Annotated in this window: 22 protein-coding genes; 14 read left to right on the top strand and 8 right to left on the bottom strand. The window is 69.9% G+C overall.

The annotated features are described in order from the left end of the window. Positions 1-99 precede the first annotated feature (99 nt). Entirely contained in the window at positions 100-1,053 is a 954-nt protein-coding gene (locus tag IE275_RS25200; RefSeq protein ID WP_189713689.1) for a bifunctional riboflavin kinase/FAD synthetase, read from the top strand. Between the two features lie 77 nt (positions 1,054-1,130). Here the strand turns inward: IE275_RS25200 and IE275_RS25195 are convergent, their stop codons facing one another. The 3 genes from IE275_RS25195 to eccE all read right to left on the bottom strand — a co-directional run bounded on the left by IE275_RS25195 (position 1,131) and on the right by eccE (position 6,940). Continuing rightward, the gene (locus tag IE275_RS25195; RefSeq protein ID WP_229870549.1) at positions 1,131-4,559 is read right to left on the bottom strand and encodes an SCO5717 family growth-regulating ATPase; all 3,429 of its coding nucleotides are present in this window, start codon (positions 4,557-4,559) and stop codon (positions 1,131-1,133) included. Positions 4,560-4,850: 291 nt separating this feature from the next. After that, positions 4,851-5,627, bottom strand: a complete 777-nt coding sequence (locus IE275_RS25190; protein ID WP_189713688.1) for a hypothetical protein — start codon at positions 5,625-5,627, stop codon at positions 4,851-4,853. Continuing rightward, positions 5,624-6,940, bottom strand: coding sequence for a type VII secretion protein EccE (eccE, locus tag IE275_RS25185; RefSeq protein WP_189713687.1), 1,317 nt, complete (start codon positions 6,938-6,940; stop codon positions 5,624-5,626). The genes IE275_RS25190 and eccE overlap by 4 nt, the downstream gene beginning before the upstream one ends. A gap of 197 nt (positions 6,941-7,137) precedes the next feature. Between eccE and eccB the strand changes: the two genes are divergently transcribed. From eccB to IE275_RS25120, 13 genes are all read left to right on the top strand, one after another. Continuing rightward, positions 7,138-8,664, top strand: coding sequence for a type VII secretion protein EccB (gene eccB / locus IE275_RS25180; protein WP_189713686.1), 1,527 nt, complete (start codon positions 7,138-7,140; stop codon positions 8,662-8,664). A 14-nt stretch (positions 8,665-8,678) separates the two neighbouring features. Then, positions 8,679-9,917, top strand: coding sequence for a type VII secretion-associated serine protease mycosin (mycP, locus tag IE275_RS25175; RefSeq protein WP_189713685.1), 1,239 nt, complete (start codon positions 8,679-8,681; stop codon positions 9,915-9,917). Between the two features lie 43 nt (positions 9,918-9,960). Further along, positions 9,961-10,365, top strand: a complete 405-nt coding sequence (locus IE275_RS25170; RefSeq protein ID WP_189713684.1) for a WXG100 family type VII secretion target — start codon at positions 9,961-9,963, stop codon at positions 10,363-10,365. Positions 10,366-10,404: 39 nt separating this feature from the next. Next, on the top strand, positions 10,405-10,719 hold the full coding sequence (locus IE275_RS25165; protein WP_189713683.1) for a WXG100 family type VII secretion target: 315 nt from the start codon (positions 10,405-10,407) through the stop codon (positions 10,717-10,719). Further along, on the top strand, positions 10,719-12,470 hold the full coding sequence (locus IE275_RS25160) for an RNase A-like domain-containing protein (RefSeq protein ID WP_189713682.1): 1,752 nt from the start codon (positions 10,719-10,721) through the stop codon (positions 12,468-12,470). Before IE275_RS25165 ends, IE275_RS25160 begins: the two co-directional genes overlap by 1 nt. A gap of 17 nt (positions 12,471-12,487) precedes the next feature. Further along, complete coding sequence (locus tag IE275_RS25155) at positions 12,488-13,051, top strand: hypothetical protein (protein ID WP_189713681.1); 564 nt, start codon at positions 12,488-12,490, stop codon at positions 13,049-13,051. 57 nt (positions 13,052-13,108) lie between these two features. Next, entirely contained in the window at positions 13,109-13,408 is a 300-nt protein-coding gene (locus tag IE275_RS25150) for an RNase A-like domain-containing protein (RefSeq protein WP_189713680.1), read from the top strand. A 16-nt stretch (positions 13,409-13,424) separates the two neighbouring features. After that, the gene (locus IE275_RS25145; protein WP_189713679.1) at positions 13,425-14,117 is read left to right on the top strand and encodes a contact-dependent growth inhibition system immunity protein; all 693 of its coding nucleotides are present in this window, start codon (positions 13,425-13,427) and stop codon (positions 14,115-14,117) included. Positions 14,118-14,380: 263 nt separating this feature from the next. Next, complete coding sequence (locus IE275_RS25140) at positions 14,381-14,815, top strand: DUF2563 family protein (RefSeq protein WP_229870546.1); 435 nt, start codon at positions 14,381-14,383, stop codon at positions 14,813-14,815. Continuing rightward, a complete protein-coding gene (locus IE275_RS46850) occupies positions 14,815-16,545 on the top strand; it encodes a WXG100 family type VII secretion target (RefSeq protein WP_189713678.1) in 1,731 nt (576 codons plus the stop codon). The genes IE275_RS25140 and IE275_RS46850 overlap by 1 nt, the downstream gene beginning before the upstream one ends. Positions 16,546-16,669: 124 nt before the next feature. Further along, positions 16,670-17,836, top strand: coding sequence for a S8 family serine peptidase (locus IE275_RS25130; RefSeq protein ID WP_229870545.1), 1,167 nt, complete (start codon positions 16,670-16,672; stop codon positions 17,834-17,836). Positions 17,837-17,912: 76 nt separating this feature from the next. Next, entirely contained in the window at positions 17,913-18,251 is a 339-nt protein-coding gene (locus IE275_RS25125; RefSeq protein WP_189713676.1) for a WXG100 family type VII secretion target, read from the top strand. A 79-nt stretch (positions 18,252-18,330) separates the two neighbouring features. After that, entirely contained in the window at positions 18,331-18,633 is a 303-nt protein-coding gene (locus IE275_RS25120) for a WXG100 family type VII secretion target (RefSeq protein WP_189713675.1), read from the top strand. A 71-nt stretch (positions 18,634-18,704) separates the two neighbouring features. Here IE275_RS25120 and IE275_RS25115 read toward each other — a convergent pair whose 3' ends face one another. The 5 genes from IE275_RS25115 to IE275_RS25095 form a co-directional block, all read right to left on the bottom strand. After that, on the bottom strand, positions 18,705-19,226 hold the full coding sequence (locus IE275_RS25115) for a hypothetical protein (protein ID WP_189713674.1): 522 nt from the start codon (positions 19,224-19,226) through the stop codon (positions 18,705-18,707). A 177-nt stretch (positions 19,227-19,403) separates the two neighbouring features. Beyond that, entirely contained in the window at positions 19,404-19,952 is a 549-nt protein-coding gene (locus tag IE275_RS25110) for a hypothetical protein (protein WP_189713673.1), read from the bottom strand. 29 nt (positions 19,953-19,981) lie between these two features. Beyond that, on the bottom strand, positions 19,982-22,312 hold the full coding sequence (locus tag IE275_RS25105; RefSeq protein ID WP_189713672.1) for a hypothetical protein: 2,331 nt from the start codon (positions 22,310-22,312) through the stop codon (positions 19,982-19,984). Continuing rightward, entirely contained in the window at positions 22,312-22,833 is a 522-nt protein-coding gene (locus IE275_RS25100) for a hypothetical protein (protein ID WP_189713671.1), read from the bottom strand. Before IE275_RS25100 ends, IE275_RS25105 begins: the two co-directional genes overlap by 1 nt. Before the next feature lie 178 nt (positions 22,834-23,011). Then, complete coding sequence (locus tag IE275_RS25095; RefSeq protein WP_189713670.1) at positions 23,012-23,242, bottom strand: DUF6199 family natural product biosynthesis protein; 231 nt, start codon at positions 23,240-23,242, stop codon at positions 23,012-23,014. Between the last annotated feature and the right edge of the window lie 38 nt (positions 23,243-23,280).

The following is a 23,280-nucleotide window of genomic DNA, read 5'->3' as shown; positions in this document are numbered from 1 at the left end:
CCACCATGCCGATGCGGGCGGCGAGCACCCGGCATGGCACCCTTAGACCTGCGTAAGGGTCAACGATGGACACGGACAAGGGTTCGAGGAGCGGTCACAGTGCAGCGCTGGCGTGGCTTGGAGGACATCCCCGAGGACTGGGGACGCAGCGTCGTCACCATCGGCTCCTACGACGGAGTCCACCGCGGACACCAGCTGATCATCCGGCACGCCGTGGACCGCGCCCGTGAGCTGGGCGTTCCCGCCGTCGTCGTCACCTTCGACCCGCACCCCAGCGAGGTCGTCCGCCCCGGCAGCCACCCGCCGCTGCTCTCCCCGCACCACCGCCGCGCCGAGCTGATGACCGAACTGGGCGTCGACGCGGTCCTCATCCTTCCCTTCACCACCGAGTTCTCGAAGCTCTCGCCCGCCGACTTCGTGGTGAAGGTCCTCGTCGACAAGCTGCACGCCCTGGCCGTAGTCGAGGGCCCGAACTTCCGCTTCGGCCACAAGGCCGCCGGGAACGTCGAGTTCCTCACCGAGCAGGGCAAGGTGTACGACTTCGAGGTCGAGGTCGTCGACCTGTTCGTGCGCGGTGAGGCGGGCGGCGGGGAGCCGTTCTCCTCGACCCTGACCCGCCGTCTGGTCGCCGAGGGCGATCTCACGGGCGCGGCGGAGATCCTGGGCCGGCCGCACCGCGTCGAGGGCGTCGTCGTGCGCGGCGCCCAGCGGGGACGGGAACTCGGCTTCCCGACCGCCAACGTCGAGACCCTGCCGCACACCGCGATCCCCGCCGACGGCGTGTACGCCGGCTGGCTGCACGCGGGCGGCGAGGTGATGCCGGCCGCGATCTCCGTCGGCACCAACCCGCAGTTCGACGGCACCGAGCGCACGGTCGAGGCGTACGCCATCGACCGCATCGGCCTCGACCTGTACGGGCTTCACGTCGCCGTGGACTTCCTCGCGTTCGTGCGCGGCCAGGCGAAGTTCGACTCCCTCGAGGGACTGCTGGAGCAGATGGCTCAGGACGTGCAGCGCTGCCGGGAACTGGTGGCGGCGGCGTCCGCGCGGTAGCGGCGGGTCCGGAGAGTCGACGACAGAGGGGCGGCCGGTGTCTTCGGACACCGGCCGCCCCTCTTGCCGTGGTGCGGCTACTGCTGGGGAGGCGGGGGAGGGGTCTGCGGCTGCCCGTCCGGCTGAGGGGCCTGTCCTTGGGGCGCCTGGGGTGCCTGGGGGTAGCCGTAGCCCGCCGGCGGCTGCGGCTGCTGCGGGTAGGGCTGCCCGGGCTGCGGCGGGTACGGCTGCTGGCCCTGCGGGGCGTACGGCTGCTGCGGATACGGCTGGCCCGGGTGCGGCTGGCCGTACGGCTGACCCGGCTGGGCGGCCGCCTGCGGCGGGTACGGCTGGCCGGGGTACGGCTGCTCCGGCAGGGGCTGTCCCGGCGTCTGCCCGCCCGGCAGGGGCCGGCCCGGGTACGGCTGTCCCGGCGTCTGCTGTCCGGGCAGGGGCTGGCCGGGGTACGGCTGGCCCGGCATGGGCTGGCCCGGCATCGGCATCGGGGGCGCGGCGACCGGGGGCGGGTTGCCGTCGTTCGTCCACAGGCCGTGCATCTGCTGGTGGCGGACGAAGTCCTCCGCGACCATCGCCGCGAGGTTGAAGTACGACTCCCGCACCTTGGGCCGCATCATGTCGAGGTCGACCTCGGCACCGGCGGCGAGGTGCTCGTCGAACGGCACGACGACGACGCCCCGGCAGCGCGTCTCGAAGTGGCCGACGATGTCCTCCACCTTGATCATCTTGCCTGTCTCGCGCACCCCCGAGATGACGGTGATGGACCGGGAGACCAGCTCGGCGTAGCCGTGTGCGGACAGCCAGTCCAGGGTCGTACTGGCGCTGCTCGCCCCGTCGACCGACGGCGTCGAGATGATGATCAGCTGGTCGGCCAGGTCCAGCACCCCGCGCATGGCGCTGTAGAGCAGACCGGTGCCGGAGTCGGTCAGGATGACCGGGTACTGCTTGCCGAGCACGTCGATCGCGCGCCGGTAGTCCTCGTCGTTGAAGGTCGTGGAGACGGCCGGGTCGACGTCGTTGGCGATGATCTCCAGCCCGGAGGACGCCTGTGAGGTGAACCGGCGGATGTCCATGTACGAGTTGAGGTACGGGATCGCCTGGACGAGGTCACGGATGGTCGCCCCGGTCTCGCGCCGCACCCGGCGGCCGAGCGTGCCGGCGTCCGGGTTGGCGTCGATCGCGAGGATCTTGTCCTGCCGCTCGGTGGCGAGCGTGGAGCCGAGGGCGGTGGTCGTGGTCGTCTTGCCCACGCCGCCCTTGAGGCTGATGACGGCGATGCGGTAGCAGGAGAGCACCGGCGTCCGGATCAGCTCCAGCTTGCGCTGCCGCTCGGCCTCCTCCTTCTTGCCGCCGATCTTGAAGCGGGAGGAGCCTCCGGTCGGACGGCTGCTCTTCGCCTTCTGCTTCTTGTTGTTGAGCAGACGGTCGGAGGACAGCTCCACGGCCGCGGTGTAACCCAGCGGCGCGGCACCGGGGTTGACCGGCTGCCGCTGGTCGTGCTGGATCGGCTGCGGCCAGGCGGCCCCGATCCGGGGGTCGACGGCCTGGTGCGGGATCTGGGGCGCGGGGGGCGTGTCGTGAGGCGCGTGTGCGTCCTGCGGGACGTGCGGGGGCTGCGGGACGTGCGGGGCCGACTGCTGCGGGGCCCCGCCGGGGAAGCCTTGGGGGGCGGGTGCGGCCGCCGGGGGCTGCCCGTCCGCCTGCGGGGGGATGCCCGGGTGCGGCTGGGGGGCGGCCTGCGGCGGCTGCTGGGCCTGCTGGGCCTGGTCGGTCTGCGGGAAGCCGTAGCCGGCCTGGGCGGGCGGCTGGGGGAAGCCGTAACCGCCGGGCGCGGCCGGTGCGGGAGGGGTCGGTGCCGGGGCGCCGGTGGGCTGGGGGAAGCCGTAACCACCGGGCGGTGCCGGGGGAGTGGGCGCCGGGGCGCCGCCGGGGTGCGGGAAGCCGTAGCCGGCCTGGGCGTGGGGCGCGGGCGGCTGCGGGAAGCCGTAGCCGGGCTGCTGTGCGGCGGGGTCCGGTGCTGGTGCGGGCGCGGGCGGCTGCGGGAAGCCGTAGCCGGGCTGCTGTGCGGCGGGGTCCGGTGCCGGTACGGGCGCGGGGGGCTGCGGGAAGCCGTAGCCCGGCTGCGGGGCGGGCGGTGCCGGCTGAGCGGGGACGTGCTGCGGCCCGGCCGGTGCGGCCGCCACGGGATCCACCTGCTGCGGCTGGGCCTGGGGCTGCGGCTGGGCCGGCCACTCGGCCGCCGGCGCGGGCGCGGCGGGCTGGTACGACGGCGGCAGCGGCGGCACACCGCTCTGCGGGGCCGGCGGGGGAGTCCAGGCGGGCGGCGCGGCGGGTGCGCCGCCCTGAGGCACGCCGTCCTGCGCGGCGTCGTCCCGCGGCGCGGCCTCCGCCGGGGGGACGGGTGCGTCCGCGGCATCCGCGGCATCCGCCGCGTCCGGTGAGTCCGCGGGGCCCGCGTCCGTCGACGCGCCGGCGGACGGGGCGCCCTGTGCCTCGGCGTCGTCGGTGAAAGGGGTGTCCTCGGTGCTGTCGGACGGTGCGTCGGCGGAGGCGTCCGTCTCGGACACCGCCTCCTCGGCGGCGACGGCACCCTCGGCCTGCGCCTGCGCCTGCGCCTGCGCCTGCGCCTGCGCCTGCGCCTGCGCCTGCGCCTGCGCCTCGGCCTCGGTCTCCGGCTCCGAACCGTCCGCCGAGGGCTCCTCGGGCTCCGAGGGTTCCACCGAGCCGTCGGTCTCCGCGGGTACGGCGGCCCGGTGCTCCGGCTCCGCGGACTCCTCGGCCCCGGCCTCCGCCGCGGCCGCGCGCTCCGCGATCTGCCGCTTCAGGGCCACCGAGGAGATGCGCATGGTCGCGCCGCTCTCCAGGTCGCCGTTCCCGGCACCGCTCTCCTCGGCGGCCGTCGGCGCCACGGGCGCCGGAGCCGGAACCTGCGGGTGCTGGACGGGCTGAGGCTGCTGGGCCGGCCGGGGCTGCTGCGGTTCGAATCCGCTGCCCGTCGGGAGACCCGGTACGGCGACCGGTTCCCCGGTGGGCGGCACGGCGTGCGCTGGCGGCGCGGGGGGCGTGAACGGGGCTCCCGGAGTCTGGGCCGCGGGCGGCGCGAAGGGCGCCTGTCCGGGCTGCCCGGCCACCGGCGGTGCGGGAGGCGCGGGCGAGACGGGCGGGCCGGGCGGAGCGAACGGCGCCCCGGGCGCCGCGTTCGCCGGTGCGGGCGGAGCGAGCCCCGGCACCGGATCACCGGCGGGCGCGGGGAAACCCCCCGGAGGCGTACCCGGGGTACCCGGAACACCCGGAGCACCCTGAGCCGGCGTCGGGGCCGGCGTCGGGGCCGGCGTGGGCGCCGGAGCCGCCGTGGCGCCCGGGCCCCCGCCCGCGTTCTGCGTGTACCAGGCGGGCGGTGCGTAGTCGATGGTGAACTCGCCCGTCGTCTCGATGGCGGACTCCGCGTCGGGCTGGTCATCGCCGGGTGTGGCCCAGCCCCCGCGCATCCCGTCCCGATCGCTGCTCACAATTCCTCCTGGTGTGGTCGAGCACCCTCATGCCGTGCCGGGGCGACCATTTCTCGTCGTACGAAGTGGCTTCGAGGCCGTCAGAGGTCGTCCGATGTGCCGGCCCTCCCCGGGGACGTCGACACCCACCCCCTGGGTTCTCGGTGTCGCGCCCCGTACCAGCCTAATCATCAGATGCCCCGCCCCGGCAGGCCCGCCCACCCCTCGGCACAGGTCAGTCACGCGGGTCACCCCACTCCGTAAACCGGTCAAAGCAGCGGAAGTGCCGCACACCGCAAGGGGAAAGCGCGGTCAGTCCATCCGCCGAGGCGTTCCCAGCAGTCCGATCTCGGCATCCGTGGGCTGGGTCATCACATACTGCCGGTCGCGGTCGGCGCACCACAGTGTGAGGCCGTCGGAGAGCGTGGGCAGCGCCTCCACGTCGGTGCCGGGCAGGGTCAGCGCGCGGCCCAGCTCCGTGGCCTCGTCCGGGGAGATCCGCTGGACGCCCACCAGCCGGGCCTGCCGCAGCAGCCGCGGGGCGACCGGGCTGAGATACGGCAGCAGCGTCAGCACGGCCTGCCAGGGACCGGACGCCACACGTCCGCGCGGCGGGCGCATCCCGCAGTCCCGCACCACCAGCACGGGCGTGCCCGCCGACGCGCCCTGCGGAGGGACCCGGCCGACCTCGTACACCGCGAGGCCGTTCTGCCCGCCGCCCATGGCGTGCACCATCTGTACCCAGGCCTGCGGCCGTCCCGTCTCCACGGCCACCCGGGCGCCGGTCGCCGCCGCTCTGAGCGCGAGCACCTGGGCCGTCCACAGACCGCCGATCAGGACGACGTCGTACGGCGTGGGCCGGTTGAGGCCCAGGACGGCGGGCCGCCCCTCCGCGTCGACGCCGATGACGACACCGTCGTCCCCGATGGGCAGCGCGAGCGACGCCAGTTGTTCCACCGTCACCGAGTGGCGGCCGTGCCGCGGGCCGAGGAGACCGAAGCCGCTGCGCAGCGAACGGTCGCCCCGCCGGCCCGTGGTGGGCTCCGGCTCACCGGGAGCGGTGGCCGCCCGTGTCGTCGTCGCCGTCACCGAACACCTCCGAGGGGCAGAGTGGCCAGAATGCCGGGCACCTGTTCGCGGTCCAGGCGGGCGAGTCCGGCGCCGGTGTGCCGGGCCGCGCCCTGCACCGCGCGCCGGGCCGCCACGAGTTCGTCGTCGCTGCGCCCCGTCACCCGCAGATGCCCGCTCAGGGACACCTCCTGCCGCTCGCCGCGCGCGAGGGTGACGCTGAACGTCGTGGCGAGCGCGGGAACCGCCGTGACCAGGGCGATGAACTGGGGGAGCGACGGCCCGTTGCCGCCGCCCAGTGACGGCCACCGGCGCAGCCAGTACGTGGTGTGCCGGCGGTTGTCGCAACGCCAGCTGCGGCTGGACTCCTCGGTCCGCCGCTCCAGGGCACCGGTCCGCCCGGCCTCCGCCGTCACCAGCGGGTTGGCGCAGGCCGACGTGGCGATGGCCGCCGTCAGCTGCTCCTCGTCCAGCACGGTCGCCCGGAACCCGGCGCCGGTGAGCCGGCTCGCGAGGTGGTCGGCGGCCCGCACCACGCACTTCTGCGCGCCGACGAGACCACCGCCGCGCACCGCCACGGCCTCCGCGCACAGCTCCGGATCCAGCTTCAGCGCGATCCAGGTGATGCGCACGGCCGGGGCGCCGGTCTGCTCCTGAAGGGGGGCGTAGTTGGAGACGGCGACGGACTGCGGGGGCAGGTGCAGCGCGGGCGCGGGCTGGGTGTGCAGCACGATCTGCGCGGACTCCAGCCGGATGCCGTCCACGTCGAGCGCGTCGTGCACCAGGGCGAGCGGCAGCGGCTGCCGGTCGCGCTCGGCCCGCAGCGCGGTCGCGTCGGCCTCGACCTGGAGGACGGCCGTCACGAACGTGCCGTCGCCGACGATCCCGACGGGACGGCGGTCACGGCCGCCGTAGGTGTAGGTCCGCAGGCTCGGGTCGCACTCCAGGGCCGGACCGAAGCCCGGCTCGGTCCCGGCCGGTATCTCCAGCTTCTCGGCGAGACGCCGACGGGCCTTCAACTCGCGTGCGGTGGCCAGCCATTCGGGCAGGGAACGCCCGCGGCGGCGGGCCACCGAGAGCACCACCAGCACGACGGCGACGGCTCCCGCCACCCCCAGCCCCACCGGGCCGATCGCCCAGCCGACCAGCAGCGCCGCGGCCGCGATCTCCCACAGCACGAGGCGTTGCAGCCGGAATGCCCCGCCGTGCCCCGAACGTGCCTTGAGCTGAAGCGCTCCCGATCCCGACGCGCGCTGCGGCGCCGGCGGCCGGGGGGCCGAGGAGCCCCGCGTCCGCGCTCGGCCACCGGAGCGTTCGCGCGTTCCCGAAGCCATCACTCCATCCCCCCGTATCGCTCACGACTCACCCGCATTTCAGCACCGCACAGGGCACTTGACGGCCCGGGAACCCTACCCGCTCCCCAAGCCACGGCGGATACCAGGCATAGTAGGGGGCCGCTCTGACATCGGGGGCGGGGGACCGTGGCGTCGCAGTTGCGGCCAGGACGGACAACGGGGAGAGACAGAGACAGATGGCATCCCGGCGCGATCAGCTCAATGCCTACACCTTCGCGAAGCGCCGTATGCTCGCGGCCTTTCTCCAGTCGTCGCCCGACGGCTCGGAGGAGGGGGCGCCGCGACCACTGCGCGCGATATTGCCCGGCATCATCGTCGGGGTGATCGTCATGGCGGTCTTCGGGGCGTGGGGCATGTTCAAGCCGACCGCGCCGAAGGGCTGGGACCAACCCAACGCCAAGGTCATCATCGCCAGCAAGTCGACCACGCGGTACGTCGTCCTGAAGACCGACAACGAGGTCCAGCTCCACCCGGTCCTCAACATGGCCTCCGCGAAACTGCTCCTGGAGGCCGGCGGCGGCGACGTCGTCACCGTCGCCGAGTCGGTGCTCGACAACGGCAAGATCCCGCACGGCGTCACCATCGGCATCCCGTACGCCCCCGACCGGCTGCCCTCGGCCTCCGAGGCCGGCCGGACGAAGCGCTGGGCGGTCTGCGAGCGCCCGAGCGCGGGCGGCGGCGACTCCGTCCAGAAGGCCGCGCTGGTCCTCTCCGGCGACGAGATGAAGGCGACCGACGGCAAGGGCCGCCTCAGCGGCGGCCAGTTGCTGTACGTCGCCGATCCGGACGGCAAGCAGTACGTCGCCGACGCGGAGGGCCGGGCCTACCCGGTCGACAAGGGCGACGAGCTGCTGCTGCGTGCCGTGGTCGGCTCCAACCGGAAGCCGCAGCGGGTCTCCGCGGAGTGGCTGGCGACCCTGCACCGGGGCGACGCGATCACCTTCCCGGACATCGAGGGGACGCCGGGCGCCCCGGCCGGCGCGCCGGGCCAGCTGGACGACGCGACGAACAAGGTCGGCACGGTCCTCAAGGCGTTCGACAACAACGCGGAGCAGTACTACGTGGTGCTGCCCGGCCGGGTCGCGCCCGTCTCCGCGTTCGTCGCCCAGCTCCTGCTGTTCAGCGAGGAACTGGCGCCGCTCGGCCAGGCCGGTCACGCCCACGAGGTCAGCCCCGGCGCGATCACGCCGGACAAGCCGTTCGGCACCGAGCACAGCTGGCCGACCGGCGACCCCACGCCCGTCAACGAGGCGTCGTCGACCGCCGGGAGCCGCAGCACCGTCTGCTCCGTCCTGCGCGGCGTGAACGGCGACACGGGCGCCACGACCCTGAGCACGTGGGCGGGCACCGACTTCCCGGAGAAGCTGCCGGCCGGTTCCTCCAGCGCCTACGTCACACCGGGCTCCGGCCAGCTCTACCGCCAGTTCCAGGGCAACGCGACCAAGGCGGGACCGGTGTTCCTGGTCACCGACACCGGCCTGCGGTACGTCCTGCAGTCCAACGGTGACAGCGCCACCGACGACGCGGGCATCGGCACCACGGCCAAGCAGCGCGAGCAGCAGCAGAAGGAGGCCCAGCAGGCCCAGACCCTGCTCGGCTACAAGGACGTGGACCCGGCGCCGATCCCCGCCACCTGGTCGGAGTTCCTGCCCACCGGCCCGCGCCTGTCGACCGCCGCGGCCCGCCAGCCGCAGGGCTCCTGAGGAGGACGGCGACCGTGCTTCGTACGACACTGGCGGCGGCGGCCACCCTGCTGACCACCGCGACCGTCCTCGCCCCGCCCGCGGCCGCCGCGGAGAAGCTGCCCTACTCGGACCAGTGCCAGTTCCCCAACGGCCTGTACCCGGGCCGTCCCTGGTCCCTCCAGCGCGTCCTGCTGGACGAGCTGTGGAGCCGCTCCAAGGGTGAGGGCGTGCGGGTGGCCGTCATCGACACGGGCGTGGACGTGAAGAACCCGCAGCTCACCGCCGCCGTAGACGCGAAGAGCGGCCGCAACCTGCTGCCCAAGGGCCTCAAGGACGACAACGGCGACCCGATCGAGCGGGGCAAGGAGAACGGCACGACGGACACCGTCGGCCACGGCACCAAGGTCGCCGGCATCATCGCGGCCCGCCCGGTCGGCGGCACCGGTTTCGTGGGCCTGGCCCCCGAGGCGACGATCATCCCGATCCAGCAGAACGACGCCGAGGGCCACGGCACCACCGACACCCTGGCCGCGGCGATCCGCTACGCCATCCAGGCCAAGGCGGGCGTCATCAACATCTCCCAGGACACCTCGAACGCCGTGAAACCCACCTCCGACCTGGAGAAGGCGATCGACGAGGCCCTGGCCCAGAAGATCGTCGTCGTGGCCTCGGCCGGCAACGACGGCCTGGGCGGCAACGTCAAGAAGACCTACCCCGCCTCCTACGAGGGTGTCCTCGCCGTCGCCGCCTCCGACCGCAACAACGAACGCGCCGCGTTCTCCCAGTCCGGCGACTTCGTCGGCGTCGCGGCACCCGGCGTCGACATGATCTCCACGGTTCCCCAGGGCGGCCACTGCTCCGACAACGGTACGAGTTTCTCCGCGCCGTACGTCGCGGGCGTCGCCGCGCTGCTCAAGGCCGAGCACCCGGACTGGACCGCCCGCCAGATTGTCGCCCAGATCGAACAGACGGCCGAGCGCACCATCACCGGCCACGACATCCTGGTCGGCTGGGGCGTGGTCGACCCGGTCCGCGCCCTGACGGAGGACGACCACCCCATCGAGTCCCCCGACCCCCAGAACGGCCTCTCCCACGCCGAGGCCCCCACCGCCGCCAAGTTCCAGGTCGGCGAGACCCCGGACGAACGCAACACCCGCCTCGCCACCTACGTCGCCGTCGCCGCGGCGGTCCTCGTCGCGGGCGCGAGCGGCACGGCGGTGGCCATCCGCGACGCCCGACGCCGGGCACGGAGGGTGGCACGGGCGGAGTAGGCCCGATGCGGGACAGGAGCAGGACAGGGGGAGGAACAGCACCATGGCTCAGCACGGAACGGGAGCCCGGCCGAACCTGAAGGTGTCCGGCGCGGACCTCACCAGACTCGCCGACGACCTCGACGACATGCAGGACCACCTGGACCGACAGGTCCGGCGCATGGACGCGATCGTCGACGGCATCGAGGCCGGCTGGAGCGGCCCGGCCGCCTCGGCGTACCGGGACTTCCACCGCGCCGCCGCCGAGGACGCCGTACGCATCCGCGAGGTGATGAAGCTCCTGGAGGAGGCCGTACGGCTCAGCCGCGACGGCTTCTCCCGGCACGACCTCGACGTACTGGCGCACATGCGACAGATCCAGGTGGACGTCGACAGCGAGGTGAACCGGCTGTCGACCCCGAACACCGAGGACCCGACGGCGCCCCGCAGCAGCCTCGACGACCTGTAGACCGTCCAGCACCGAAGTCGCCGACGAACAGGGGGAAACATGTCGACCGGCAACGAACCTGACGAATACATATCCGTGTCCTTCTCGGCCCTCCAGGAACTGGCCGCCGATCTGGAGGACATCCTCAAACAGCTCAACACCAAACTGGACGGCCTCTACGACCGCGTCGTGCCCGTGGTGCTGTCCTGGCAGGGCGAGACCCGTGACGTCTTCGTCGACAAGCTCGACGAGTGGGACCGCTCCGCCCAGGACCTGCAAGCGGCCCAGAAGTGGCTGCACGAGTACGTGACCACGGGCCACGCCGACTACGCGGCCGCGCATCTCGCGGTGCTGCGCGGCTGGGGCGGCGCCTGATGGCGGAGGACCTGCCCTCGGACGAGGAACGCGCGAAGGAGGCCGCCGCCGCCCGTCCCCGTTCGCCCAAGACGAGCGGCGGCGGGTTCGACGTACAGCCCCAGCACGTGTACTACACCGCGCTCGTGGTGCGGGACGGGCAGTTCGACTACGACAAGGGCGCCCGGTCCCTGGTCGACGTCCTGAACGAGTACAGCCAGTCGGCGGGGACCGGCTGGGGGGCGGACCAGTTCTCGGCGGCGTACACGACGGTCAGCGGGAAGTTCCTGGAGCTGTGGGCGAAGAGCGTGGTCGGCGTGGGCGGCGTCGCCGTCGGTCTTACGGACACGACGAACAAATACGTCCAGGCCGACTGGCAGGCCCGCCGGATGTACGGCCCACCACCGGTCGAGAAGCAGCCGCCCGCCGTCATCGAGAACGTGCCCACGTACGGACCGCTCAACGACATCAAGTGGACCGGTACTGGTGAGGACGCGGACTCCTGGGCGATCTCCGGAGTCCTCGGCGAGATCCCCGATTTCCTCGCGGACGTCATCCGCCCGGCGATCGAGCACGGCCTCCGGCTCGGCAAGATGCACGAGATCACGCCGGGGGCCCGGGACGACGAGCTGAAGGGCATGGCCACCGGCTGGGAGGCGGTCGAGAAGTCCGCGAAGGCCGCTTCGGACAACTTCAACAGCGCCATCAAGTTCATCACCAACAACAAGGGCAACGACGAGTGGCAGGGCGCCATGAAGGCGTTCTGCCAGACGATCTGGGGCACCACCGAATGGGGCCGGACCTACGACCCCCAGATGAACCGGGTCTCCATCGGCCGCAGCTGGAAGACGAACCGCAACGTCGTCCCCGCGAAGCAGCGGCCCGTCATCGAGATCCTCCGCAACACGGCGACCACACTGAAGGACACGCTCAACCACCTGGCCGACGTGTGCAAGAAGACCAGGGACACGACGACGCAGCTCGGCATCGACGCCACGAAGGCGACGGTCAAGGACCTGACCACCGGCCTCGACCTGTTCGAGCTGACCCGGCTCACGGCCACGCTCGCCTTCGGCGAGATCGTGCTCACGTTCCGCTCACACATGGACAAGGGGGCCGCCGACCGGGCCGTCGAGGCGTACCACCAGGCTTTCAGCGAGGCCGCCACCAAGGTGAAGGGACTCGTCCCCGAACTGGACGAGGCGATCCTCAGCGTCCCGACCTTCCGCGCGGAGGCGGCCCGCGCCGCGGGGTACGGCGCCCGCACCCTGAACGACTTCAAGAAGGAACACAGCTGGCAGCGGCCGGAGAGCCAAATTCCGTACAAATACAGCCTCGACCTCGCGACCGAGGAGGAACTGTACGGCGGGCACAGCATCGACAAGCATGTCGGGCTGACGGATGAGCAGTTGACGCAGCGGTTGCGGGACGAGGCGAATGGTGCGGGCAAGGTCGATATTCCTGCGGCTTCCTCGTTTGTCGACCTGGAATCGGCCCAGTATTACACTCAGTACAATGTTCGCGCCAACACCGCAGAAATCGACAAGTGGATTCAAGGTCCTCCGCCCCCGGTGCCGGGTGAGAAGAGTGAATTCACCGTGGGTGCGGTGCCCTCGGGGCCGCTGGGGATTCCGGCGGTGACAGGGCGTACGGCGCCGGTGGTGAACGATCGGCCGACGTCGCCACAGGACGCTCATGGTGTTCTGACCGTACTCAAGTACGAACCGAGCCTGGACCCGCCGTTCGTGGTTCTGACGACGATGCCCCAATGATGTGCGAGGAGACGAAGATGGCCGAACTCGACGAACGGTCGTGGGCGGAGGCGATCGGCATGTACGAGCGTCGGGCGACCATCGCCAAGGTGACGAGCAGGGAGCATGAGAACTGGGTGCTCGACGTTTCCACTCTGATGCGCGGTGACACCCGCGACGTCCGCGGCTGGCGCACGGTGGACCTGTGGGAGGGCGAACTTGAAAGGCTCGACGAACCGTCCTACCCCTTCGTCATGCCCCCGCAGGCCGTCGAGACGGCTGACGCCTGGAAGCCCTACTTGCATGAGCTCCCGCGTTCTCAAGCCCTACGGTTCCTGGTGGCCCTTTCCACACCCTGGATCGATGTCACAAAGGAACCGGATTTCAAGGAGCGCAGGGAGACCCTGGAAGCGGACGCCCGCGTCATTCTTTCGCGCTTCCCTGAGGGTTCGCATTTCTACGCGAACACCGGGCACGGCAGCGCTACCCGTGACTATTACCAGCGGGTCTCGAGGTGGTACTCCTTTTCCACGCGCACCTTTGATTTCGGATTGGTGCTCGTTTCGGAGACGGAGGTCGGGATGGTCTGGTCATTCCGTTGATGTGACGCGAACCGCCGTGCTGCCCCGATCCTCGTAGTTCCCGCCATGGAGAAGCCCTTGCGCACCCGAACCGCCACTTACCCCGACCGCGCCACGGCGCAGTGGGCGACCCAGCACGTGGTCACCCGCAACGAACAGGTCGTCCACCGCTGGCTGGCGGAGTCCACCCGGCAGCGGCTGACCATCGAGGCGGCCTGGCCCTCCCGGGAGGAGCCCGTCGGCAGGGTGCTGCTCCAAGCGATGGCGCTGGCCGGCCGGGGCGCGATCGACGTCCGTGCCGCCCGGGTCGTGCTGCGCCGTGAGCCCTCCGCCGCGCACGGGTTCGCCGTGCACGGCAGTTTCCCCGTCTACCTGTGAAGGCAGTGCAGTCACCGTGGCGCTGACACCCCTTGAACACGACCGCCGTTACGGCGAGTTGGACCAGGTCGTCCGTGCGTACGCCGGGCAGCCGGCCGACGACACCGAGGAGAAGCCGAGTGCGGCCCTCACGGCCTATCTGCGGCACACCTGGCACACCCGCCCCTGGGCGCTCGCCGTCGCCGAGACCCAGCTGCGGGAGTACGCCCGCAATCCGCCGGGACGGCTGAAGGTCCGTCTCGGGGAGTTCTACGCCTTGCCGGACGTCGGCCTGCCCGACGGGGAGATCCTGGACTGGCTGACGCTGCTCGCCGACCACATCCGGCGCAGCGTGGAGGAGGGCCTGGTCCCGCCCCCGGCCGCCCCGGCCACCCACTGGGAGTGGAACGCCCGCTTCCCGGAACTCGCCCAGTTCCTCGGCGGCTGGTTCTCCCAGGACATGCCGGACGAGTTCGCCGACCACGACGCGGCCGTCGACGACTACCGCACCACCACCGACCCGCACCTCGTGGCCCGACTCGTCGGAGAACTGCGCGAGTTGCTCGCCCTGCACCTGGAGGAGTCGGACCACGCCGTGGCCGTCGCCGAGCTGGGCATGGAGGTCGAACCGCCGACCCCGTACACCCCGGGCGGCTGGCTGGCCCTCACGGCCGCCCGGCTCGCCGCGCCGCGCGCGGAGTACGGCCCCGGCGGTCGGGACACGCCCTGACGGTGCCGGCGGTGTGTGGAAATGGACACAGTTGATCGAGTGCTGCTCGGCCCCCGTGGGGGGCGGGAGGAACGACGAACCAAGTGAGAGCAGACGTCCGCCGTGAAGAACCCGTGAAGCTTCCAGCAGCGGTAGCACAGCTGTTGCATATGGCAGTTGGGGCTGTCGGTGGAAGTCATTACAGTGGTCATGTTGCGGTCATGAACACTTGAGGGGCGTGGGCTGCTCAGGACAGGCAACGGACAACGGGGAGGGAAAGCTTCGTGCTTCCTGCTGACATGGGCGGTGGCGCCGCCGACGTGCGACGCGGCCTGATGGCCCTTTCAACGTTCAAGAAGCGTGTGGACGACCTGCTCACCGCCTTCGAGGATTCGGCCGGCGGCTCGGGGAAGGTCGCGGCGCACAGCCTCACGGCGGACGCTTTCGGGATGGGGAACTTCCCGGAAGCGAAGTCGCTCCACCTGGAGTACGAGCGCGTGCACGAGCGCATCACGTCGCTGTCCAAGTCGCTCGGTCTCCAGCTGGAGGCCATGCAGATCGCCGTCCACGGCGTGGACGTCACCTTCGACAACCTCGAAGAGGACCTCCGCTACCGGTTCCACGAGATCCGGACCGAGGTCAACCAGGATCGCGACGACATGCTGAACGAGCAGAAGAAGCGCGACAACAACGCCGACCACACGGACGCGGGGTACTGATGAGCGGCGACGACAAACAGCCCGAGTACGCGGCGGAACACCAGGAAGCCGACCAGCAGAACGGCACCCTCGACGCGTTCATGAACGTGACCAAGGTGCTCCCGTTCGGTCTCGGGTCCGGGCAGGGCTTCCACTTCGGCAAGACCAGCTTCGAGGGCTACGACCTCAACGCCATGATCGACATCGTCGAGTCGGCGAACCCGGAGCTGCTGGAGGGCGCGGGCAACGCCCTCGTCGCCGCGCGCGACGCCTTCAACAAGGCCGCCGAAGAGCTCGGCACCAACCTGGGCGACATCGACTGGCAGGGCGAGGCCCACACCGCGTTCTCCACCTGGGGCACCGACCTGGTCACCACCGCCTACGCGCTCGCCACCTACGCCGACACCGTGGGCACGCAGGTCATGGCGGCCAGCTCCGGCCTCGCCTCCGTACGCAAGTCCATGCCGCCGCGCGACAGCCGTATCGACCCCAAGACGGTGGACGAGATCCCCACGCCCAAGCGGGTCGACGGCAACGAGGAGTACACGGCGGCGGTCAAGGCGGAGAGCCACCGTCAGGAAGCCATCAACCAGATGTACCGGCTGGCCTCCTTCTACACCGTGTCCGGCGGGATGATGCAGACGGCTGAGGAGCCGGTGTTTCCGAAGATGCCGGATGTGGGGGTGCCGGAGCCTGAGCCGGGTTACGGGCACGAAGGCGTCGGCAAGACGACGACCCCCGCGTCCCTGTCGAAGGCGAGCAACTCGCGGAGCACGCAGCATTCCACCGTAGAGTCGGGAACGACCCGGCCCGGGCCGACGGACCCGTCGTCGCATCCGAGCGTGGACGACTCCGTCCTGCCTCCCAAGGAGCACATCGGTACGGAGATCGACAGCGTCGGCACCCTGCCACCGCAGGACACCACCAAGCCGACGCCGGTGACACCGCCGACGACGACCACCGGCGGTCCCCCCGTCGGCACGAACCCTCCGATCGGTCCGGTCGGGACGCCGCCCATTGCGCGCGGCCAGACCGGCCGTACGACGGGGTTCGGTGGAGGCAGAGGGCCTGTCTCGGCGCAGGGGCGAACCGGCGGTACGCAGAGCGGAACGGCGGCAGGACGCACCGGCACCGGCCCCATGGGGCGTGGCGGGATGCCCGGTCAGGCGGCCGGTCGTACGGGTGGTCCCATGGGGCGTGGCGGAATGCCTGGTCAGGCGGCCGGTCGTACGGGTGGTCCCATGGGGCGCGGTGGCATGCCCGGTCAGGCGGCCGGTCGTACCGGCGGTCCCATGGGCCGAGGCGTGGTGGGCGGAACGCCCAAGCCGGGAGGACCGGTTGGGAAACAGCCTGGGGGCGCCCCTCGCGGGCCCGTCAACGGCACGAGTGCCATGAACACCGGCCGCAACGGCACCGGTCGCCCCGGGGTAGTCGGCGGGAAGCCCGTCGGCGGCACCACCCCCGGCGCCAAGGGCCCGACGGTGCCGCGTGGCACGGTCATCGGCCGTGAGGGGACACCGTCCGCACGCGCCACGGGGGAGCGGCCCGGCCAGCGTGGAGTGATCGGGGCCAACACCTCCAAGACGAACACGGGGCAGACGCCTCGCCGTCCTGCCGGTGGTCCCGAGGGTGTGGTCGGAACGCCCAAGGGCGGTGCCGGCGCGCCCCGTGGTCGCGGGGGCAAGCAGGGTTCCGGTGAGACCCGTTCGCGTCGCGAGGAGCGGCGCGACGGGACGTCGGCGACCGACTGACCGGACAAGAGCGAGGACAGGCAGAGGAATGGTGTCAGGGATCAGCCGACGCGGTGGGTGGAGCGCGTCTTTCGCGGGACGAAACGGGAGACGGGTCTCCACCGTCTGCTCGGCGCTCGGCGCCTTGGCCGTGCTGTCGGCCGGGCTGGCGCCGAGTGCGACGGCCATCGATGCGCAGTCCGAGCAGTGGTACCTGTCGGCGATGAAGGCCGACGAGATGTGGAAGGTGAGCACCGGCAAGGGCGTGAAGGTGGCCGTTGTCGATACGGGGGTCAACCCCAACACCTCCTCCCTCAAGGGACAGGTGCTTGCCGAGGCGCCCGCGGCTGTCGCTTACAAGGCGACAGAGGACTACGACGGTCACGGCACCAGCATGGCGGAACTGATCGCCGGTACCGGTGCGGGTGGAGGCCTGAAGGGACTTGCTCCCGACGCGAAGATCGTCCCGTATCGGATCGCCACGAATGCCCTGGTGGGTAAGGCTGACGCAAAGAAGGCCCCTGAGCTGGCGGATGTGATCAGGGCTATCGCGGACAGCGACGCCAAGATCATCAGCATGTCCGTCACGTCGGACATCGATGACACCGAGGAACTGGCGGCGGTCAAGTACGCCCAGTCCAAGGGCAAGCTGATGATCGCCGGCACCGGCAACGACGCTCAGACGAAGAACTTCATCGGCTACCCCGCCGCCTACCCCTACGTTGTCGGCGTCGCTGCATCCGACAAGGCCGGCACCGTCGGCAAGTTCTCCGAACACGGCAACTACGTCGACCTCGCGTCTCCGGGCCTGAACGTCCCGCTCTGGTGCGACAACACCTTCAAGTCCTACTGCAACGGCGAGGGCACCAGCCAAGCCACCGCCATCGCCTCCGCCTCCGCCGCCCTCGTCTGGTCCGCGCACCCGGACTGGACGGCCAACCAGGTGCTGGCCAGCCTGATCGACACCGCAGGGCGGGACTGGGCGAAGGACGACCCGAGCACGTACCTCGGATACGGCCTGATCCGTCCCCGTAAGGTGCTGGAGGACAGCGGCTACAAGCCCGCGGCCGCCGGCACCGACCCGTTGGCCACGGAGAACGCCGCGGGTGTCGACGACAGCTCGGCCTCTCCCTCCGCATCAACCTCGTCACAAGCCCCCAAGGACACTTCAGGCGGCGCGGCTTCGGCGGCAGGATCAAGCTCGGAGTCCTCCGACGACACCACGATGTGGGTGACCCTCGGAGCCGCGGCCGCCGTACTGGTGATCGGCGGCGGCGCCTTCGCGGTGATCCGTGCACGGCGACGAGCCTGACGATCCCCACTCGGCGCGGCACCACTTGGTGGCGCGCGGAAATGAACCACAGCTCTCACGAATAGGAGTGCCCCACATGGTCGACCGCAAGCTCAATGACGGCGACGTACAGAAGCTTCAGACCGAGGTCATCGATCGCTACGACAACATCCGGGGGTCGCTGGCGAAGCTCCAGGGCACGATCGACATGATCGAGAAGGCCTGGACGGGTCAGGGCGCCAACGCGTTCAACACCAAGCAGACCGAGATCAACGGCCACATGGTCTCGATCGGCAAGATGCTCGACGACTTCCTCGAGGGCATCAACATGAACAAGACCGACAAGCGCAACCTCGAGGACCAGGTCGAAGCCGACCTGACCAAGATCTCGGTCGAGGACCTCGGCGGCAAGACCTCGGCGCTCAACAGCTACTGACGAGCCGTCGACGGCACCCCGTCACACGCTTCTCCGGGCCGCGCGGCCCGGCTGACATCTTCGACGAAACGAGGGAACCATGTCCGGAGTCCACTACGACGAGCTCGCCGTCACGTACGGCACGATGGACGCGCTCGCCACCGAGCTGGGCGACCAGGCCAAGAAGCTCGAGGAGGACCTCGAGGCGCTGAAGCAGGCCGTCCTCAACGTGTCCCAGGGCTGGGGCGGCGAGGCGTACTCGGCGTTCCAGGGCAAGTCCGCGGAGTGGGACCGGCACGCCCGCGCCATCCACGCGGCGCTGGTCCAGATCTCCCAGCGGGTCCACACGGCCGGCGGTGACTACCGCGGCGGCGACCTGAAGGGCGCCAGCTACTTCCAGTAGGGGTAGACACGCAGAAACCGGGGGTGGGCACGCACGGGAGGTGCCCACCCTCCGCTGTCCGTCGGCAGGCGTCAGGTCCCTGCCATGGCCGCCGAGGGCGTCTCGCCCTTCTCCGCCTGGCGCGCCCGCTCCGCGAACATGGTGGCGAACTCGGCGATGAGCGAGTCCTCCATCTCGACCTTGGGCGCCGCCGCACCGTGGGTGAGCAGGATGACGCTGCCGACCCGGGCCTGGGAGAGAACTCCCTTGGACCCGGGGACGAGGGACGCGTCCGCTCCTGAGACGGCGTCGCTCTGTTCCCCGATGTCACCGAGATCCAGGGACTTCCCGTCGGGAACCCGCCCGCTCCAGGCCTTCCACACCGGCGCGAACGCCGACTTAGCGGTCTCCGTGTCCGGATAGGCCAGGATCACGAAGCTGATCTGCGGTTTCCGGTTCTCCATCAGCATGGATCGTCCGGAGTAGCGGACGTCCTCGCAGGCCTCGTCCGTGTAGCAGCTCATCAGGCCCTGCGAGACCGCCTTCTTCAGCGGGTACGCCATGGGTTCGGCCGCCACGGTCCAGTCGGGAACGGCCTTTTCGTTCGGCAGCACCGCCTGGGTCTCCGCCAACGAGAGCGAGGAATCCACACTCTCGCTGCCGCCGCTGCCCCCGCATCCGGAGAGGGAAAGAAGAACGGCGCATGCGAGAGATAGTGATTTCGGCAGCGAGCGCCTCACTCTCGACCAAAGCTCTCTGTCGCGACTCCTGATCATTCGGTGAGGTTGCATCTACAGCGCGCCCGCCGTGCACTCGGCCGACTTCTCGACCGCCTCAGTGAAAGAGATGATGAGCCGCTTCATGGCTTTGGCGTCCTTGTACTCTGAGCCCTCTGCTTGGATCACCGTGTACAGCTCCTGCTTGTATTTGGTGTCGACGCAGCCGCGTGTCTTGCCGAATGCCTCATTTCCCGAGTACACGAACCGCCCGTCCTCCGCAGTCTCGTCGAGGGTGCTGAGCGACTGCCGGGCCGCTACGAAGGCTGTTGTTCTACCCTCTTCCATCCACATCTGAGCACTGGTCACGATCAGCTTCTTGTCGACGACGACTTGGCAGCCCTTGCTTCCCGAATAGGACTTGTCCTTGACAGCGATCTTGCTCCCTGTCGGCAGGAACGGGGCAAGAGCGTCACGGTCGACGGCCGTTCCGCAGAGTGTGTCAGGAAGTGCGTACTCTCGTTTCTGCTCCTCGCCGCTGCATGCCACCAGGAGAAAGGCAGCCGCGAGTATGGTGGCCCAGGCCGCACTGGACTTTCTCGCAATTGTGCGGTGAGTTTTCATTGGATGTCTCTCTGTGGGATCCGGCAAGGTCAGAAGGCCGTATTACTGCCGGGAGCCCCGCCGTTGACGATTGCCTGCGCGTTCAAATAGCCTTGCTTCGCGGCCTCGCGTGCAGTCATTCCGGCATCGCCGACATCCATTGATTTATATTTTTCCGCCGCGGCTCGCGCTCCATCCTCTGCGATGGCCTGGTTTCTCCCTTGGCCGTCCGCCCAGAATTGACCGCCGGTCTTCTGGGCATTCTCCAGGGCGTGACCTTCGGCGTCCTGGAACACCGATTCCATGATGACGCTGGTCGCCGTTCCTGCGGCGCCGCCGGCCAGTGCTCCGACCCATGGGGTTGCGATGAACGAGGTTCCCACGCCGACGGCGGTGCCGACTCCGCCGGAGATCCAGTTCTTGCGCTGAGCCACGGAGTGTTCGTACTCCTTGTCCTTGTCCGAGGCCTCGGATCCGATGGCCTCCCGCGCGCCGAGGTTGAGAGTGCCGGAGACCTCACCCGACCTCGAAGCGATCTGCTCGATGACGAGCTTGTGATCGTCGGAGACCCGCTCGGCTTCGGGGAGGCTGGGATCCAAGTGATAGTCCATCAGCTTGCCCATGTACGCCTTCTGGCTGACCTCGACCGCGGCGTACCCCTCCTCGTTCTGGCCGACGGCGAAGAGGAGTTTGGTCACATCGTTGTGCTGCAGTTCGGCCTCGGAGCCGGCGACCGGATACAGCTTCTCAACGTCTCGCCACTTGTCCGTCTCGATGCCGTGCGAGTCCACCCTTGGTACGTCGGTCATGGCCCGGTTCATGTCCGGGAGATACTCCGACGTGATCTGTCCGATGCTGTCGGACATGTAGCCGTGATCGGTGAGCCGTCCGGGATCGTCCGAGATGGAGGACACGAGACTCTCGAAGAGCTTCGCCTGCTCCCTGTTGTGGGCAGGCGTGTCCACGGTCGGCAGCTCGCCCGCCGGATGCCCTGTCGTGGCCGCCTCCAGTGCCAGCGCCAGATTGTTCTGTCCGGTGTAGAGATCGTCTCCGTGGGAGTCCATTTCCTGAGGCCAGTCCCGTTCTTCGAACAGATACTGGAAGTTGGACAGGGTGACTTTCCCTTTATATGTGTTCGCGTCGTCCGAGTCTCGCTCGAAGGGGTTGTCCGGATTGTCCTTCGAGACGTACTCCTGGTTGAAGAACTGTGTCGCGGCGTCCGGACTGTTGGAGAGTCCCCTCAGGAATCCCGTCAGCGGGTCGGCCCCACTGTCCTCGCCGATGCGGTTGAGGTACTGCGTGGCTCCGGCGGCTCCGCCGAAGCTCCAGGCGAGGTTCGGGTGTGCGCCGTTGCCCGTCAGTTTCCGTTCGGTGGCCATGAGTTCGGTGCCGTACCTGTTCAGGAACGCGTCGTCGTAGTCGCCGACGCGCATGAGGTTGCTCATCACCTGGAAACCCATGGGTCCACTGGAGCTGCCGATGCGCTTCTCGCCGAGGTCGATCACGTTGTTCTTCCACTCGGTCATCGCAGCGGAATCACTCTGTGAGGCGGCGGCAAGAGTGAGGCCGAGGTTCCGCTGCATGTCGTCGAGCTGGTCGAGACGGCTGCGGAACACGTCGGAGTTGGTGTACGGGCTGGTGACTCCCGTCCAGAACTCCAGGGTCTTCTGCGGGCCGAGATCCGTGGCGAATCGCTCGGCGAACAGTGGATCGTTCCCGTATTTTTTGAGGCCGGCGTTGAGGCGGTCGAACTCCGCGGTCGTGAGATCCTCGGGGTTCTTCTTGACGATCTCGGCCAGCTCATCGGCCTTCTTGAGTGCGTCGGCCGCCTCGTCCCGGTCGGCATAGTCCACGTCCGAGAAGCCCAGCCTGCTCCGGTCCGCGATCGCCGTGAGGACCGTGCCGGCCGAGGAGTCGCTCTCGGTGGCCTGGTCCAGGATCTTCTGGAGTTCGTCGCGCAGGGCGGTGATCTTGCTCTTGTTTTCCTGGTCCTGTGTGGCGCGGCCTTCCGGCGGGACGTTCGTGGTGACCGTGAATCCGCCCTCGTAGCCGATCACGGTCAGGTTCTGCTGACGGCCCCGCTCGATGGCGTCGGTCAGCTGACCCTTGAACTTCTTCAGTTCGTCCCGGGTGTCCCGGAGGATCTTGTGGATGGACGAGGCCTGGCTGTGCGCGTCGCCGAACTCTCCGGACGTCTTGCCGATGAACTCCTTCGACACCGTGGCGTTGTAGCCGGCCCAGTTGGCCGCGTTGGCGGCGCCGCGCAGACCCTTCTCGGCGGCGTCCGTCAGGGTCTCCAGGTCGCCGACCATGGTCGACCAGTCCTCGACGGCGTCGTCGAGCAGGCCGAAGTCGGCGGTGCGAAGGGCGTCGAGATCCATCAGTCCTTCTTGCCCTTCTTGTCGTCCTTCTCGCCGTACACCGGGTTCTGCTTGCCGGGCTCGCCGACGCGCTCGTCGAAGCCCGCGTCCAGCAGGTCGATGCTGCTCATCTGACGGCGGATGTAGTGGTCGTCGCCGGAGTGCAGCTTCTTCGTGACGGTCATGTGGTTCGAGATGTGCGCGCACGCGTCCCGCAGCGACCCCAGCTGCTCGTCCCAGCGCAGCGCCACGTGCTGGAGCGCGCCGCCCAGGGCGAAGCCGGCGGTCGTGAGCTTGCCGGCGGCGCTCTCGCTCGTGGGCACGGCCCTGCGGCCCTTGTCCCAGAGGTCGTTGTACAGCTTGAACGCGTTGGTGCCGATCTTCGCCAGGTCCTGCTGGTTCACCTTCAGATCGCCGTACTGCCCGGGGTCGGGCGCTGGGCGGACCGGGCCGGAGCCGGGGTCCAGCTGGTTGAGCCGCATATGGGTCTCACTGTCCGCGGCAGCCTCCGACTTCAGCTGCTCCCACTCGTCCCACGCCATGAGCGCGTCCCTTCCCCGTGTCCCCGTGAAGCCCGCGCAGTCTGCGGGCCGGTCCCGTCAGCTATCAACAGGTCAGATCCGTGTACGCGATTCAAGCGAGTTCACGGATCTCACCAACTTGCTCCCCAGCAGGGTTGTACGCCTCGACGCTGTGAGGCACGGCCCGAGGCCCCCGGGCTCACATCTGGGCGGCCAGCTGAAACGTCCACACGGCCAACCCCAGCATGAACGCCGCGCAGAGGAACGCCACGACCCGCTTCGACCGGTACTCCGAGTCCGACGGCTCGTTCGCCTCCGGATCCCGGAACCGGCGGGCCTGGAACCGCCACCACAGCGCCCGCTGGTCGGCAGCGCCGAGCCCGACCAGCACCAGAGCCAGCAGGATCAGGAAGACCCCCACCCCGGCCATCAGCACATCCCTTCAGACGCCTCGTACGTCGTCGTCGT

It is taken from the genome of Streptomyces phaeofaciens (genome assembly GCF_014648915.1).
In the GTDB taxonomy this organism is placed as follows: Bacteria; Actinomycetota; Actinomycetes; order Streptomycetales; family Streptomycetaceae; genus Streptomyces; species Streptomyces phaeofaciens.
This window is presented reverse-complemented; position numbering and strand designations above follow the sequence as displayed.

What these genes read in the sequence shown, in the direction of transcription:
- eccE (WP_189713687.1), bottom strand. Translation starts at nt 6,940, where the DNA reads ATGGCTTCGGGAACGCGCGAACGCTCCGGTGGCCGAGCGCGGACGCGG.
- eccB (WP_189713686.1), top strand. Translation starts at nt 7,138, where the DNA reads ATGGCATCCCGGCGCGATCAGCTCAATGCCTACACCTTCGCGAAGCGC.
- IE275_RS25170 (WP_189713684.1), top strand. Translation starts at nt 9,961, where the DNA reads ATGGCTCAGCACGGAACGGGAGCCCGGCCGAACCTGAAGGTGTCCGGC.
- IE275_RS25165 (WP_189713683.1), top strand. Translation starts at nt 10,405, where the DNA reads ATGTCGACCGGCAACGAACCTGACGAATACATATCCGTGTCCTTCTCG.
- IE275_RS25160 (WP_189713682.1), top strand. Translation starts at nt 10,719, where the DNA reads ATGGCGGAGGACCTGCCCTCGGACGAGGAACGCGCGAAGGAGGCCGCC.
- IE275_RS25155 (WP_189713681.1), top strand. Translation starts at nt 12,488, where the DNA reads ATGGCCGAACTCGACGAACGGTCGTGGGCGGAGGCGATCGGCATGTAC.
- IE275_RS46850 (WP_189713678.1), top strand. Translation starts at nt 14,815, where the DNA reads ATGAGCGGCGACGACAAACAGCCCGAGTACGCGGCGGAACACCAGGAA.
- IE275_RS25125 (WP_189713676.1), top strand. Translation starts at nt 17,913, where the DNA reads ATGGTCGACCGCAAGCTCAATGACGGCGACGTACAGAAGCTTCAGACC.
- IE275_RS25120 (WP_189713675.1), top strand. Translation starts at nt 18,331, where the DNA reads ATGTCCGGAGTCCACTACGACGAGCTCGCCGTCACGTACGGCACGATG.
- IE275_RS25110 (WP_189713673.1), bottom strand. Translation starts at nt 19,952, where the DNA reads ATGAAAACTCACCGCACAATTGCGAGAAAGTCCAGTGCGGCCTGGGCC.
- IE275_RS25105 (WP_189713672.1), bottom strand. Translation starts at nt 22,312, where the DNA reads ATGGATCTCGACGCCCTTCGCACCGCCGACTTCGGCCTGCTCGACGAC.
- IE275_RS25100 (WP_189713671.1), bottom strand. Translation starts at nt 22,833, where the DNA reads ATGGCGTGGGACGAGTGGGAGCAGCTGAAGTCGGAGGCTGCCGCGGAC.
- IE275_RS25095 (WP_189713670.1), bottom strand. Translation starts at nt 23,242, where the DNA reads ATGGCCGGGGTGGGGGTCTTCCTGATCCTGCTGGCTCTGGTGCTGGTC.